Consider the following 13,365-nt stretch of genomic DNA (forward strand, 5'->3'; position numbering starts at 1 on the left):
GGTCGGATGGAGGGCCTGAGCGCGGAGGAGGTGATTGCGCTCCTCAAGCTCACGCCGCATCCGGAAGGCGGGCATTTTCTGGAGACTTTTCGAGATGAGAGGGAGGCTGGCGGGCGGCCCGCCGGCACGCTCATCTATTTCCTTCTGGCGGCGGGCGAGCGCTCGCACTGGCACCGGATCGATGCGAGTGAGGCCTGGCATTATTACGCCGGAGCGCCGCTCGCGCTCGAGATCGCCGAAGAGGGGATGACGCGGCGTCGGCATCGCCTTGGCCCCGATCTCCTCGCCGGCGAGCGACCGCAATGCGTGGTGCCCGCCTTTGCCTGGCAGGCGGCGGAAAGTCTCGGCGCCTGGACGCTCGTCGGATGCAGCGTGGCGCCCGGCTTTCAGTTCGAGGCGTTCGAGCTGGCGGAAGCCGGGTTCGAACCCGGTCTCTGACGCGAGAGGCGCCCGCCCCTTGCGGCAAGAAGGGCGCCGCCGGTGATGAGGAGGGCGGCGATGGCGATCTGCGGCGTCAGCACGCCGTAGCCGGCCGCAATCAGGATGATCGTGGAGAGAAGCGGCGCGGCATAGCTCGTCACGCCGAGGAGCTGGATGTCGCCGCGCTTCACGCCGATGTCCCAGACATAGAAGGCCGCGCCGACAGGCATCAGGCCGAGGCCGAGGACGGCAAGCCATTCGCCCCCGTCTGCCGGCCATACCGTCGTCTCGAAGAGAAGATGCGCGATCGCCGCCCCGATCGCCGTCGTCAGGCAATAGCCGGCGACGATGCCGGTCGGCACCGAGGCGAGGCGGCGCGACAGCACGGAATAGCTCGACCAGGTGAGGGCGCAGCCAAGCGCTGCGACATAGCCGAGCGTGTAGCGCGGATCGAAGCTCAGGCTCTCGCCGCGCGTGACGATGAGCACCGTGCCGGAGAGGCCGAGAAGCGCGCCCACGAGATGATACCAGCGCAGCTTTTCACCCGGCAGAAGCGCCGAAAAGACGACGATCAGAAGCGGCCAGAGATAGGCGATGAGGCCCGCTTCCACCGGCGGGGCGTTTCTGAGCGCGGTGAAATAGAGCGCGTGATAGCCGAAGAGGCCGACCGTGCCGAAGACCCAGACGGAGAGCGGCTGCCGCAATTCATGAAACCGGCCCTTGGCCCAAAGCCAGATGAAGCCGATCGCGGTGCCGACCGTGAAGGTGAGGGCGGCGAGCTGGAAGGGCGGAACATCGCCGCTCGCGGCGGTGAAGAGGGCCAGCAAAGCCCACATCAAGATGGCGGTCGTGCCAAGCGCGGTGGCGAGGGATCGGCTCATGCGGCAGCTCCTCAGCGCCGACCGAAGGGCAGTTTGAGTTGGTGGCGCATCATCCAGGTTTCCTTGCGGTTGGTGATCTCGTCATCAATGGCACGGTTGAGCTCCGCTCCATACTGGAAGATGAGCGCCTGGATATAGAGGAAGAACATCAAGGCAACGATGCCGCCGAGGCCGGCATAGGTGGCGGAATAATTGGCGAAGACGGAGACATAGAAGGAGAAGATGCGTCCCGCCACCCACCAGAGCGCGACCGTCAGGATGACGCCCGAGGCGAGGACGCGCACGCGGCGGTGGTTGGCCGGAAGGAAGATGTGCACGGAGGTCAGCATCGCGACCATGACCAGGAAGAGGATCACGCGGCCGCCGACGGAGATCATCTCCTGATAGAGCGCCTGATCGGGGAAATAGGCGCGCACCACGGCGAGCCAGATCGGCAGGGCGACACCGAGCGCCGAGACGATGATCAAAAACGCCATGCCGAGGAAGACGAAGATGACGCTGCCGCCATAGCGATGCAGAAAATTGCGCCGATCGGAACAGCGATAGGCCTTGTTGAGGGCTTCGCGTACGGCCTCCACGGCGCCGGTGATGGAGACGAGCGTGACCAGAAGGCCGATGGTGATGAGGCCGCCATTGCGGCTGTCGAGCACCCGGTTCACCTCCGGCTCGATGGTTCTCACCATGTGCTCGGGCATGACGTGGAAGGCTTCCCGGGTGAGATAATCGGCGAGTTCCTGGCCGCCGAAGACGCCGGCGAGCGCAATCAGGAACAGGAGAAACGGAAAGAGCGCAAAGATCAGCGAAAAGGCGATGGCGCTCGCCAGCATGATGCCGTCATGGCGCAACAGCCCGGAGATGGCGTTGAGATTGACGCGCCACAGAAAGCGGATGGCGCGCCAGATCAGTCGGACCAGACGAACGGGCCAGATCTCCTTGCTGTCGCCAATTGCCATGATAGCCCATCAGCAAGGGCGGGTCGTGAAACCTGAACGACCGCATGCCCTTGCCGTCTGCAGCCGATCTATCAGGGCATGTACTGGCCACCGTTGGCCGTCAAGGTCGAGCCGGTGATGAAGCCGGCATCATCGGATGCGAGAAAGACGACGATGCGGGCGACTTCCTCCGGTTCGCCGAGGCGGCCGATGGGGATTTGCGGCAAAATTTGCTTGTCCATCACTTCCTGAGGCACGGCCTTGATCATCTCGGTGGCGATGTAGCCCGGGGTGATGGCGTTGACGGTGATGCCCTTGCGCGCGCCTTCCTGGGCGAGCGCCTTGGTGAAGCCGAGCTCGCCGGCCTTCGAGGCGGAATAATTCACCTGGCCGATCTGGCCGCGTTGGCCGTTGATCGACGAGATGTTGATGATGCGGCCAAAGCCGCGCTCGCGCATGCCGTCCCAGACCGGGCGAGACATGTTGAAGAGCGATCCGAGATTGGTCTCGATCACCTTGTGCCATTGCTCGCCGGTCATCTTGTGAAACATGGCATCGCGGGTGATGCCGGCATTGTTGACCAGAATGTCGATGGGCCCGAGCTCTTCTTCGACCTGGCGCACGCCCTGGGCGCAGGCCTCTTCGTTGGAGACGTCCCATTTGAAGACGGGAATGTCGGTCTCTTCCTTGAAGGAAGCGGCCTTTTCGTCGTTGCCGCAATAATTCGCCGCGACTTGATAGCCGGCATCTTTCAGTGCCTTTGCAATGGCGGCGCCGATGCCGCGGGTCCCGCCTGTGACTAACGCAGTCCGTGCCATGTATTTCCCCCCGTCAGTGGCTCCTCTAAGAGCTCGTTACCGTTTCGATATGTTCACAGGATGACGAAAACCTTCCTCAGAGCAAGGGCATTCATGCATAACACGCGTGAAATTTCTTTGTGCTAAGAATATACATTTCGCGCGGCGCCATGACGAATGCCCGCGGAGGCGCCGGAGAGGCGCCTCCGTCAATCACGGATTTGCGCGATCGCCCGCCGCGCCTGCGCGGCGGGGCGTGATGGCGCTTAAGGACGCTCCACGCACATGGCGATGCCCATGCCGCCGCCGATGCACAAGGTGGCGAGCCCCTTCTTGGCGTCGCGGCGCTGCATCTCGAAGAGGAGTGTCGTCAAGACGCGCGCGCCGGAGGCGCCGACCGGATGGCCGATGGCGATGGCGCCGCCATTGACGTTGACGATCTCCGTGTTCCAGCCGAGATCCTTGTTGACCGCACAGGCCTGCGCGGCAAAGGCCTCGTTGGCCTCCACGAGATCGAGATCTTCAATCGTCCAGCCGGCCTTTTCCAAGGCCCGGCGCGAGGCCGGGATCGGGCCCGTGCCCATCACCGCCGGATCGACGCCGGCAGTCGCCCAGGAGACGATGCGGGCAAGCGGCTCGATGCCGCGTTTTTCGGCCATTTCCGCCGTCATGATGACGGTGGCTGCGGCACCGTCGTTGATGCCGGAGGCGTTGCCGGCGGTGACGGAGCCTTCCTTGTCGAAGGCCGGGCGCAGGGCGGAGACCTTGTCGATCGTCGTTCCGGCGCGGATATATTCGTCGTCTTCGACGACCGTGTCGCCCTTGCGGCCCTTCACGGTGACGGGGACGATCTCATCCTTGAAGCGGCCGGCCTTTTGCGCGGCTTCGGCCTTGTTCTGCGAGGCGACGGCGAAACTGTCCTGCTGTTCGCGGGTGATCTGCCACTGACGGGCGACGTTCTCGGCCGTCACGCCCATATGGTAGCCGTTGAAGGCATCGAGGAGCCCGTCCCTCAGCATGGTATCGACCATCTTGTAGTCGCCCATCTTCACGCCCTGCCGGAGATAGGCCGCATGCGGGGCCATCGACATGGATTCCTGGCCGCCGGCCACGATGATATCGGCATCCCCCTGGGCGATCTGCTGCATGCCGAGCGCGACGGCGCGCAGGCCGGAACCGCAGAGCTGATTGATGCCCCAGGCCGTCGTCTCTTTCGGGCAGCCGGCGGCCATTGAGGCCTGGCGGGCCGGATTCTGACCCTGAGCAGCGGTGAGGATCTGTCCGAGGATGACTTCCGTCACCTCCTCCGGCGCCACGCCGGCACGTTCCAACGCGCCCTTGATGGCCACCGCGCCGAGATCGTGCGCCGGCACGCTGGCAAAGGCGCCGTTGAACGATGCAACCGGGGTGCGTGCGGCACTCGCAATAACGATATTGGGCAAAAGCTCCTCCTCTTTCGGGCCTGTTCATGGGGCGATTGTCGATCGCTAAGGCAAAAAAAGCAGCATTCGTCGGCCCGCCAATACAAAGTTAAAGAGCGCGGCGGGCTGGGCTGTCAACGAGGGGTAGAGCCGGGCTTTTGCGCAAAAGGGTGGGGATTTCAGGCAAAGCGTGGCCTTCGCGCTGTTGGGCGCTGCAAAAAGAATTGGCAACGACTGCCTATTTCCCGTTATCCTGCCCTCTGAAGGCGAATGAGTTCCAAAGCGGAAACCAGCACTGCATGAGCCAAGAGACCCCAACCGTTATCAAGAAATACGCCAATCGGCGTCTCTACCACACAGGCACCTCGACCTATGTGACGTTGGAAGATCTCGCCGAGATGGTGAAGGCCGGCGAAGATTTTACTGTCACCGATGCCAAGACAGGCGAGGACATTACACGTGGCGTCCTCGGCCAAATCATCTTCGAGCAGGAAAACAAGGGCCAGCATCTTTTGCCGATCGCCTTTCTGCGTCAGCTGATCCGGTATTACGGCGACAGCATGCAGACCTTCCTGCCCACCTACCTCGAAACCTCGTTGTCGGCCTTCGGCCGCAACCAGGACAAGCTGCGCGACCAGATGAGCCGGGCGCTCAAGGGCGATACCTTCGGCGCAATGGAAGAGCAGGCGCGGCGCAATATGGACATGTTCACCGAGGCGATGCGCATGTTCACGCCTTTCCCGCAGGCGGGTTCGGGGGCTTCCGCACGGACGGCACCGCGCACGGCGGAAGGCCAGGCGGAGGAGATCGAGGCGCTGCGCGAACAGCTTCGCGAGATGCAGCGCACGATCGAGACGATCGCGAGCGAGCGCAAGCAATAGGCGATTGTTGCGGCGCGGGATCCTGAGCTGATCTTCCCGGTCCGATTTGGCCGGTCCGATTTGGCCGGCCCGATCTCTCCGGTCCGATCTCTCTGATCTGGGGCCGCACCGGAGCTTTTGCGGCGGTGCCGCGCAGTTCGGGCAATCAGTGGGACGAAATCAGGCCGGCTTCTTTTCGATGAGAGGGAAGCCGGCTTTTGCCAAGCGCGCCTCTTCCTCCGCGGATGCGGTGCCGGAGACGAGGGCCTTCAGTCCCATCGCTGCGACGAGATCGGCCGTGCTCTTCCAGGCGCGCTCCTCGGCTTCCGCCTCATCCAGGCGCAGTTGCGCAAGCGCAAGCTCCAGGAATTCGATCCCCATCTGCCCCAAAGGCCGCGCATCCCAGAAGCGGCCATCGAAACGGCGTACGGCAAGTTTCGCGCCCAGGCTGCGCACGCTCTCCACGAGTTCCGCGGCCTCCTCGCCGCGGGCGAGCAGCGTGTCGAAAGGCACGGCGACGATGAGGCGGTCCGGGGCGCCCGAGGTCTCGCGCAGGATGCGCTCCAGATTGGCGAGCCAGACTTCGTTCAACAGCGCGCCGGTGGAGACGCCGAGGCAGAAACGCTGCTTCGGCGCGGCTGCGAGGCGTTCACGCGCCAGATAAAGGAGGCGCATGTCGACGAGCTGCGCGAAGCCCAATCCTTCGGCGCGGTCGACGGCCTTGGTGGCGGGGACGAGGTCACCGTCCTCGTTCAAAAGATGCGGTGCAAGATGCAGAAAGACCGTCTTGCCGGTCTCAGCATCGCGCACGGGGATCTGCGACAGGATGAGGCGGCCTTCGCGCACGGTGCGCAGAAGCTCGTCGACATCGTCTTCGCGCGCCTTCTGGGGCTCGCCGATGCCGGGCTCGTCGGCCCTGTCGATGACGAGATGGCCGCCGCCGGCCTTCTGGGCGCGCGTGAGTGCGCGGCGCACGGCGTCGAGACAATCGCGCATGCTGTCGGCTTCGGTGCCGGAGACGACGAGCGCGCCGACGGAGACGACCGGCACGACGACACGGTCGCGCAGCGGGACGGTGACCGTCATCATGCGCTCGGCGATGCGCTGAACGGCCGTCTCCGCCTCCTGTGGATCGATGCGGTTCAAGATGATGCCGATCTCGCCCTCGGCGAGTTCGCCGACCACATCCGTGTCGCGCACGGTCTTTTCGATCGTGGTGGAGAATTCCTGCAGGATCGGGTCGATGATCTGCGGCCCGTAGGTCTCGGACGCCAGTTTGAGATTGTCGATCGAGACGACGGCGAGGATGAAGGGAACGGCGTAGTGCTGGGAGACGGCGAGCGTGTCTTCCAAGAGCCGCAGAAAATTGGCGCGCTCCTTAAAGAAGCGGGGCCTTTCGGCCTCTTGCTGATCGCCGGGACCGGCTGGTTGCACGCGGACCGCGCCACGGGCGAGAACCGGCTCGCCTTCGTGGTTGCCGTACCAGCGACCCCGGTCACGGACCCAGATCTTGCGCTTGTTGCCTTCGCTGCCGACGCGCAAAGCGTAGGTGACTTCGTAAGGCACGCCGTCGCCGTAATCGACGGCGATCGCGTGGCGCACCGCCTGGGTGCGGTTCATCAGACTGTCGGGATCGACGAGGGTCTCGAAATCGCGGCCGTTTTCGATCTTGCGGAGATTGGGAATGCCGAGGGCGCCGGCCGCGTTGCTCGCCCAGCGCAGCTTATCGGTGGCGAGATCCCACTCGTAGACGGTTTCGCCGATTTCGGTCAGGATCGCCTGTGCGGTGGCACCGGCTGCGGGATGCTGAGATGCGGGCGGTGCGGCCACCACCGGCGTTGTATCCGGCACGTAGTCGCCACGCGAACCCGCGACATTCTTCGTGCTGCGTTTTGCCAATCCCGCCGGCCCTTTTCCCCCGCGACCAGAGGCAATTGTGGCAGAGCCGGATAAATCGCCGGTTAAGAAACGTAACCGGATTGTTCTGTCTCGTTCCCCGGCATGAGGCGGAGGGTCGCAGGCGGCAGAGTTTCGGCGACGCCCGCATCCGGAGACGGGCTGGCCCGAGCGCGAAACGACCGGATGCGAAAGACCCAAATAAAGAAAAGGCCGGCGCGAGGCCGGCCTTCACAAAACTTTCGAGCTTTGAGCCCGAAATCGAACCGTTAGACGGATGCCTTCGGCTCGAGGATCTGACGTCCGCGGTACTTGCCGGACTTCAGGTCGATATGATGCGGGCGGCGAAGTTCGCCGGAATCCTTGTCTTCGACATAGGCGGGCTGCTTCAGCCCGTCTGCGGAACGCCGGAAGCCGCGCTTCATCGGCGTGGTTTTTCTTTTCGGAACAGCCATTTCAAGCTCCGTGAATGGATTTAGCGGGCAACGCCCATAGCCGGACGGCCCGCGACATGCAGGCTCGACGTTTGGCGGCCATATAACCCTTCAAAGGCGTTTTGGCCAGCGGTTCGATGAAAATAGCGCGCAACTACTTCTTCAGGCAGTCGATATGCGGCCCGGCCGCGGCGGCGCGACGGGCAAAGAGCCTGGCGAGATCGCGCGTCACCGGGCCGGGATTGGCCGGGTTGCGCAGGTCCGGGGCCGGCAGGGTTGCGGCGAGACGTGCCCCTTCGGCTCGTGTGAGGCTTGCCGCAGGGCGGTTGAAATAATGCTGGGCCGCAGCCTCGGCGCCGTAGATGCCGCGGTCCCATTCGACGACATTCAGGTAGATTTCCAGAATGCGCCGCTTCGACAGGACGAAATCGGCATAGAGTGCGAGCGGAAATTCCACCGCCTTGCGGACGTAAGAGCGGCTCGGCCACAAAAACAGGTTCTTGACCGTCTGCATGGTGATGGTGCTGGCGCCGCGCATTTCGCCGCCTTTCTGCGCCTCGCGCCAGGCGGCGCGCAATTCGCCGAGATCGATGCCGTGATGGCGGCAGAATTTTGCGTCCTCGGCCATCACCACCGCATTGACGAGATTGGGGGAGATATCGTCGAGGGGGACCCATCTGCGCTCAATTGGCGCGCCGCCGAGACGCTTGACCAGCATCAGCGTGGTTACCGGCGGGTTGACGATGGAATAGATCGGAATGAGAAAAAGCGGCAGGCACAGGACAAGGAGGAGCGTCAGGACGAGACGACGAAACCAGGATCGGCGCCGCTTGCGTGGCCGCATCTCCTCCGGCTCCGCCCCGCGGGGTGCTGTCGCGTTGCTTTCTTCCGTCATTGCCTGCAACTGATCTCTGTGCCGTCCTCACCTTCCTGCTTGCTGCAAAATCATGACAATCACAACATCAGCAAATCCCAGCCGCTTTCTTCCGGTCCACACCGCGTTTGTCGAGCGCCTCAACGGCGAGCTCGACGCCGTCTTACAGCCTGAGCGGCTCGATGCCGTCGGGGCCGCGCCGGAGCGCCTCATTGCGGCCATGCGCCATGCGCTTCTTGCCGGCGGCAAGCGGCTCAGACCCTTCCTCCTCAGCGAAACGGCGCGCCTTTTCGGCAGCGACGACGAGTTTCTCCGGGCCGGTGCGGCGGTTGAATGCCTGCACACCTATTCGCTCATCCACGACGATCTGCCGGCGATGGACAATGACGATCTTCGTCGCGGTCTGCCGACCGTGCACCGCGCCTTCGACGAGGCGACGGCCATTCTCGCCGGCGACACGCTTCTCACTTTGTCGTTCCAGCTTCTCGCCGATCCTGAGACGCATGCGGATGCCATGGTGCGTTCCGAACTCGTCTTGATGCTTGCGAAGGCGACCGGGGCGGGCGGCATGGCGGGCGGCCAGATGCTCGATCTCGCCGCCGAACATGCGACGCTGACCGCCGATCAGGTGCGCAATCTGCAGGCCATGAAGACCGGGGCGCTCATTGCCGTCTCCTGCGAGATGGGTGCCTGCCTCGCCGGTGCGGGCGGGGAGGATCGGGCCGTGGCGCGCGATTTCGGTGCGGCGCTCGGCCTTGCCTTCCAGATCGCCGACGATCTCATCGACAAGCAATCGACGAGCGAGGAGGCCGGCAAGGCGACGGGCAAGGACGAGGCGGCCGGCAAGGCGACGCTCGTGCATCTTCTGGGCGCGGAGGAAGCACGCCGGCTTCTCGATGCCACCATCGCCGAGGCGGAGACGATGATGGGCCGCTACGGCGAACGCGGCGAAACGCTGGTGGCGGCCGCCCGCTTCATCGCCCAGCGCAGCCACTGAGCTGTCGAGATTCCGCCTGCTGCGGCGTTCGCCCGGCATGGCGTTCGTCTGGCATGGCGTTCGGGGCCTGAGGCGGGTCTCTTCGGCCGGCCAGGGCGCGGCTCTACGCGCCCGGCAACAACGTTCCTGCGGATTTTGTGAGGAGCGTTTTTGTTGAATTTTTTTAATGGGGCGGTCGGTTCCGTAACCGCTGGGGCGGTCTATCTCTCTTGCCATCGGACATTTTGCGGCCGCATCGATCAGCTCGATGCCGGCCGCCAGCAATGGAGTTTTCAGATGAACAAGCGGCTTTTGGGACGAACCGGGCTTGAGATTTCTCCCGTCGTCTTCGGCGGCAACGTCTTCGGATGGACGGCGGACGAGGCGACGAGCTTCGACCTTCTCGACAGGATGCTCGATCTCGGCCTCAACACGATCGATACGGCGGATGTCTATTCGGCCTGGGTGGACGGCAACAAGGGCGGTGAATCGGAAGCGATCATCGGCAAATGGCTGAAGGCCGACCCGTCACGGCGCGACAAGATCGTTCTCTTCACCAAGGTCGGCTCGGAGATGGGCGAGGGCAAGAAGGGCCTGTCGGAGCGCTGGATCACGCAGGCGGTCGAGGATTCGCTCGCACGTCTCAACACCGATCATATCGACCTTTATTTCTCGCACTGGCCGGATGCCGACACGCCCTATGAGGAGACGCTCGGCGCCTATGACAAGCTTCTGAAGGCGGGCAAGATCCGTGCCGTCGGGGCCTCCAATCTCGACGCCGCGCAGCTTGGCGAAGCGCTGAAGGTGGCCGAAGACAAGGGCCTGCCGCGCTACGACGTGCTGCAGCCGGAATACAATCTCTACGATCGCTCGAAATTCGACGGGGCATTGCGCGATCTCGTCATGCGCGAAGAGATCGGTGTCGTGACCTATTTCAGCCTCGCTTCCGGTTTCCTTTCGGGCAAGTACCGCTCCAAAGAGGATCTCTCGAAGAGCAAGCGCGGCGCCGGTGTCGAAAAATATCTCGATGATCGCGGCATGCGCATTCTCGATGCGCTCGACAAAGTGGGCGCGGCCCATGAGGCGAAGCCGGCCGAGGTGGCGCTTGCCTGGGTGATCGCGCGAAAGGGCGTGACGGCGCCGATTGCCAGTGCAACGAGCCGCGAGCAGCTGCAGAGCCTCGCCAAGGCGGCGGAGTTGCAGCTTTCGGCCGAGGATGTCCGCACGCTGGACGAGGCGAGCCGCTGAGGCCGGGGCCTCTCGGCCTGGGTTTCATGGGGTGACGGGGATCAGAGAACCGATGGCGGTTCTCTGATCCTCAAAAGCGTCAGGGAGCCGCGTCAGGCGAGGATTGGCGGCTTGCCGCCGTGCTCGTCCTCGATATGGGCGCGCACGATGCCCGCGAAATCGCTCTCGGCCTCAAAGCCGTGGTCGCGGGCGCGGCGGGCCGCAATGTTCGCCGGCCAATTGTGGACGAAGCCTTGGATCGTCGCGTCCGGCTCTTTGCGAATGAGCGCGACGACCTTGTCGCCGCCGATCTCCCGGAGCGCGGCGATTTCCTCGCCCACGCTGGCACTGACGCCTGGCATGGCGAGCGCGCGGTGGCCTTTGAGCGCTTCCGTATCCATCGTTGCCGCGTGGAGGAAAAAGTCTACCGCCGAGCGCGGGCTTGCGAAAAAGTGCCGGACATCCTCGCCGACCGGAAGGACCGTCTCTTCGCCCTTCAACGGCTCGCGGATGATCGAGGAGAAGAAGCCGGATGCGGCGCGGTTCGGTTTGCCGGGGCGCACGCAGATCGTCGGCAGGCGCAGCGAGATGCCATCGAGGATCCCGCGGCGGCTGTAATCGCTGACGAGCAATTCGCCCATCGCCTTTGCCGTGCCGTAGCTCGTGAGGGGGTGCAGTTCGACATCGTCCGGGATCGGATCCGCGAAGGGCGGTCCGTAGACGGCGATCGAGGAGGCGAAGACGACGCGGGGCGCGTAATTGGCGCGGCGGATCGCTTCCAGAAGCGCCCGCGTGCCATCGAGATTGACGCGATAGCCTTTGTCGAGGTCGGCCTCCGCCTCGCCGGAGACGACGGCCGCGAGATGGATGACGACGTCCGGGCGTTCAGCCATCACATGCTCGATCAGGGCATGATCGGTCATATCCCCGACGACCGGGAAGATCGCGGTTTCCTCAGAACCGTAAGTGTGCGGCTCGACGATGTCCTGAAGCGTGATCTTGGTCACCGGCCTGCCGCCGAGCGAGCCCGTTGTGACGAGGTTCTCGGCAATCTTGCGTCCGATCATGCCGGCGGCACCGGTGATGAGAATGTGCATGGCGGCTCCTTGTTTTTCTGGGCCGCCCGGGCGGGCAGCCTTCCTCACGCCGTCTTGCGGAAATCCTGAAGGCGGCGAAGTTGTTTCCCGTCTTCGTCAAAATTCTTCGGATCGAGCCAGGAGGTGAGCGCGGCGCGGCGCGCCGGCCATTCGCTGTCGATGATGGAGAACCAGGCCGTGTCGCGGTTGCGGCCCTTCATCACCAGATCCTGGCGGAAGATGCCTTCGAAGGTGAAGCCGAGCCTTTCAGCCGCACTTCGGGAGGCGGCATTGGCTGCGTCGCATTTCCATTCGTAGCGGCGATAGCGCAGATCGTCGAAGACGTGGCTCGCCATCAGCGCCATCGCCTCGGTCCCGCCGGCGCTGTTTTGCAGAAGCGGCGAATAGGCGATGGAGCCGACTTCGGTCGAGCCGTGATCGGGGCGGTTGCGCATATAACTCGCCATGCCGACGATCTTGCCGTCGGAGAGGCGGCGGATGACGAGCGTGCGCCAGCCGCCTTCGGTGATCGCCTCGGAGAAGACGCGCTCCATGATGTCGGCCGACGCGAAAGGGCCGATCGCCATATAGCGCCAGATGGCGGCATGGGCGGCGCCGCCGAGCGCGGAAAAAAGACCTTGGCGGTGCGCCGACCAGACGAGCGGCTCGAGCCGAACGCGCCGACCCTCCAGCACCTTGTTGCCCGGGAGGGCGCGGGGAGACCAGGAAGTAAGATCAGTCATCATCGTCGAGAGAATGTGAGAAAGCGCCGTCGAGGGTGGAGGATTTTGCCGCTGCGGAGAAGGCGAAGCGGCGGTGGGTGAGGGCATTGGCGGCGTCGAGAAAGGCCCCGAGTGCCACCTTATTGAGGCCGGAGCCGATCGAGATACGGCGCACGCCGAGCGCTTCGAGGGCCGCGATGTCGTCGGAGATGCCGCCGACGCCGCCCAGGACGTTGACGGGAACGGAGACGGCGCCGGCGATGGCTTCCACCTCCTCTTTCGTGGTGATGCCCGGCGCATAGACGACGTCGGCCCCGGCAGCCTCGAAGGCGCGCAGACGCTTCACCGCTTCGTTGATGGGATCAGCGTGGCGGACGAGAAAAGTCTCGGTGCGGCCGGTCAGGACGAAATCGGGATTGGCCTTCGCAGCGGCCTCTTTGGCGGCTTCGAAACGGCGGAGTGCCTCGTCGAGCGGATAAAGCTCGTCTTGATCTAGATCTTCGATCGAACAGCCGGCGAGACCGCAATCGATCGCCTGACGGATGGTTTCGCCAACCTCTTCCGGCGTGTCGCCGTAGCCCGATTCGAGATCGCCGTTGACCGGCAGAGAGGTCGCCGAAACGATCGATTGCGCATGGGCGAGTGCCTCCCGCCGGCTCACACGGCCGGCGGCATCCGGGCGCCCGAGCGACCAGGCGAGCGCGGCCGAAGAGGTGGCAAGCGCCTCAAAGCCGAGATCGGCGAGGAGCTTTGCCGTGCCCGCATCCCAGGGATTGGGCATGATGAAGAGCTTGTCGCGGGCGTGCAGAGCACGGAACGTGGCGGCTTTGTCGCTCATCTCGCCCCCCT

14 protein-coding genes are annotated in these 13,365 nt (G+C 64.2%); 4 read left to right on the forward strand and 10 right to left on the reverse strand.

Going from position 1 to position 13,365, the window contains the following annotated elements; all coding sequences use genetic code 11:
- Window positions 1-6: 6 nt before the first annotated feature.
- On the forward strand, window positions 7-438 hold the full coding sequence (locus tag BLP76_RS12670; RefSeq protein WP_092813627.1) for a cupin domain-containing protein: 432 nt from the start codon (window positions 7-9) through the stop codon (window positions 436-438).
- On the opposite strand, the gene yddG is transcribed toward BLP76_RS12670, so the two are convergent.
- From yddG to BLP76_RS12690, 4 genes are all read right to left on the reverse strand, one after another.
- Window positions 387-1,301: an aromatic amino acid exporter YddG gene (yddG, locus tag BLP76_RS12675; protein WP_092813629.1), complete on the reverse strand. Its 915-nt coding sequence runs from the start codon at window positions 1,299-1,301 to the stop codon at window positions 387-389. The two genes, BLP76_RS12670 and yddG, sit on opposite strands and share 52 nt — an antisense overlap.
- Window positions 1,302-1,312: 11 nt before the next feature.
- Window positions 1,313-2,254, reverse strand: a complete 942-nt coding sequence (locus BLP76_RS12680) for a YihY/virulence factor BrkB family protein (protein ID WP_092813632.1) — start codon at window positions 2,252-2,254, stop codon at window positions 1,313-1,315.
- Window positions 2,255-2,325: 71 nt separating this feature from the next.
- Complete coding sequence (gene phbB / locus BLP76_RS12685; protein WP_092813636.1) at window positions 2,326-3,051, reverse strand: beta-ketoacyl-ACP reductase; 726 nt, start codon at window positions 3,049-3,051, stop codon at window positions 2,326-2,328.
- A 245-nt stretch (window positions 3,052-3,296) separates the two neighbouring features.
- Window positions 3,297-4,472 (reverse strand): acetyl-CoA C-acetyltransferase, encoded by a 1,176-nt coding sequence (locus BLP76_RS12690; RefSeq protein ID WP_092813639.1) that lies wholly within the window; start codon window positions 4,470-4,472, stop codon window positions 3,297-3,299.
- A gap of 278 nt (window positions 4,473-4,750) precedes the next feature.
- Here BLP76_RS12690 and phaR point away from each other — a divergent pair, with 278 nt between their 5' ends.
- Complete coding sequence (gene phaR / locus BLP76_RS12695; protein ID WP_092813642.1) at window positions 4,751-5,332, forward strand: polyhydroxyalkanoate synthesis repressor PhaR; 582 nt, start codon at window positions 4,751-4,753, stop codon at window positions 5,330-5,332.
- A gap of 159 nt (window positions 5,333-5,491) precedes the next feature.
- Here phaR and BLP76_RS12700 read toward each other — a convergent pair whose 3' ends face one another.
- From BLP76_RS12700 to mtgA, 3 genes are all read right to left on the reverse strand, one after another.
- Entirely contained in the window at window positions 5,492-7,210 is a 1,719-nt protein-coding gene (locus BLP76_RS12700) for a diguanylate cyclase domain-containing protein (RefSeq protein ID WP_092813645.1), read from the reverse strand.
- A 266-nt stretch (window positions 7,211-7,476) separates the two neighbouring features.
- Entirely contained in the window at window positions 7,477-7,662 is a 186-nt protein-coding gene (gene rpmF, locus BLP76_RS12705) for a 50S ribosomal protein L32 (RefSeq protein WP_092813648.1), read from the reverse strand.
- 133 nt (window positions 7,663-7,795) lie between these two features.
- Window positions 7,796-8,536, reverse strand: a complete 741-nt coding sequence (mtgA, locus tag BLP76_RS12710) for a monofunctional biosynthetic peptidoglycan transglycosylase (protein WP_200170608.1) — start codon at window positions 8,534-8,536, stop codon at window positions 7,796-7,798.
- Between the two features lie 52 nt (window positions 8,537-8,588).
- Between mtgA and BLP76_RS12715 the strand changes: the two genes are divergently transcribed.
- Together BLP76_RS12715 and BLP76_RS12720 are read left to right on the forward strand one after the other, a co-directional pair.
- Window positions 8,589-9,512, forward strand: coding sequence for a polyprenyl synthetase family protein (locus tag BLP76_RS12715; protein ID WP_092813651.1), 924 nt, complete (start codon window positions 8,589-8,591; stop codon window positions 9,510-9,512).
- A 276-nt stretch (window positions 9,513-9,788) separates the two neighbouring features.
- Window positions 9,789-10,739, forward strand: coding sequence for an aldo/keto reductase (locus BLP76_RS12720; RefSeq protein WP_092813809.1), 951 nt, complete (start codon window positions 9,789-9,791; stop codon window positions 10,737-10,739).
- A 92-nt stretch (window positions 10,740-10,831) separates the two neighbouring features.
- Here the strand turns inward: BLP76_RS12720 and denD are convergent, their stop codons facing one another.
- From denD to BLP76_RS12735, 3 genes are read right to left on the reverse strand one after another with little or no spacing between them, the layout of a single operon-like run.
- Window positions 10,832-11,815 carry a D-erythronate dehydrogenase gene (denD, locus tag BLP76_RS12725; protein ID WP_092813654.1) on the reverse strand — a complete coding sequence of 328 codons (984 nt, stop codon included), beginning with the start codon at window positions 11,813-11,815 and terminating at the stop codon, window positions 10,832-10,834.
- A gap of 44 nt (window positions 11,816-11,859) precedes the next feature.
- The gene (locus tag BLP76_RS12730; protein ID WP_092813812.1) at window positions 11,860-12,537 is read right to left on the reverse strand and encodes a GNAT family N-acetyltransferase; all 678 of its coding nucleotides are present in this window, start codon (window positions 12,535-12,537) and stop codon (window positions 11,860-11,862) included.
- A complete protein-coding gene (locus BLP76_RS12735; protein WP_092813657.1) occupies window positions 12,530-13,354 on the reverse strand; it encodes an isocitrate lyase/PEP mutase family protein in 825 nt (274 codons plus the stop codon). Before BLP76_RS12735 ends, BLP76_RS12730 begins: the two co-directional genes overlap by 8 nt.
- Between the last annotated feature and the right edge of the window lie 11 nt (window positions 13,355-13,365).

The organism is Afifella marina DSM 2698, from assembly GCF_900102695.1.
Taxonomy (GTDB): Bacteria; Pseudomonadota; Alphaproteobacteria; order Rhizobiales; family Afifellaceae; genus Afifella; species Afifella marina.

Coding starts and splice junctions, on each gene's coding strand:
- BLP76_RS12670 (WP_092813627.1), top strand. CDS start 7: ATGGAGGGCCTGAGCGCGGAGGAGGTGATTGCGCTCCTCAAGCTCACG.
- yddG (WP_092813629.1), bottom strand. CDS start 1,301: ATGAGCCGATCCCTCGCCACCGCGCTTGGCACGACCGCCATCTTGATG.
- BLP76_RS12680 (WP_092813632.1), bottom strand. CDS start 2,254: ATGGCAATTGGCGACAGCAAGGAGATCTGGCCCGTTCGTCTGGTCCGA.
- phbB (WP_092813636.1), bottom strand. CDS start 3,051: ATGGCACGGACTGCGTTAGTCACAGGCGGGACCCGCGGCATCGGCGCC.
- phaR (WP_092813642.1), top strand. CDS start 4,751: ATGAGCCAAGAGACCCCAACCGTTATCAAGAAATACGCCAATCGGCGT.
- rpmF (WP_092813648.1), bottom strand. CDS start 7,662: ATGGCTGTTCCGAAAAGAAAAACCACGCCGATGAAGCGCGGCTTCCGG.
- mtgA (WP_200170608.1), bottom strand. CDS start 8,536: ATGACGGAAGAAAGCAACGCGACAGCACCCCGCGGGGCGGAGCCGGAG.
- BLP76_RS12715 (WP_092813651.1), top strand. CDS start 8,589: ATGACAATCACAACATCAGCAAATCCCAGCCGCTTTCTTCCGGTCCAC.
- BLP76_RS12720 (WP_092813809.1), top strand. CDS start 9,789: ATGAACAAGCGGCTTTTGGGACGAACCGGGCTTGAGATTTCTCCCGTC.
- denD (WP_092813654.1), bottom strand. CDS start 11,815: ATGCACATTCTCATCACCGGTGCCGCCGGCATGATCGGACGCAAGATT.
- BLP76_RS12730 (WP_092813812.1), bottom strand. CDS start 12,537: ATGACTGATCTTACTTCCTGGTCTCCCCGCGCCCTCCCGGGCAACAAG.
- BLP76_RS12735 (WP_092813657.1), bottom strand. CDS start 13,354: ATGAGCGACAAAGCCGCCACGTTCCGTGCTCTGCACGCCCGCGACAAG.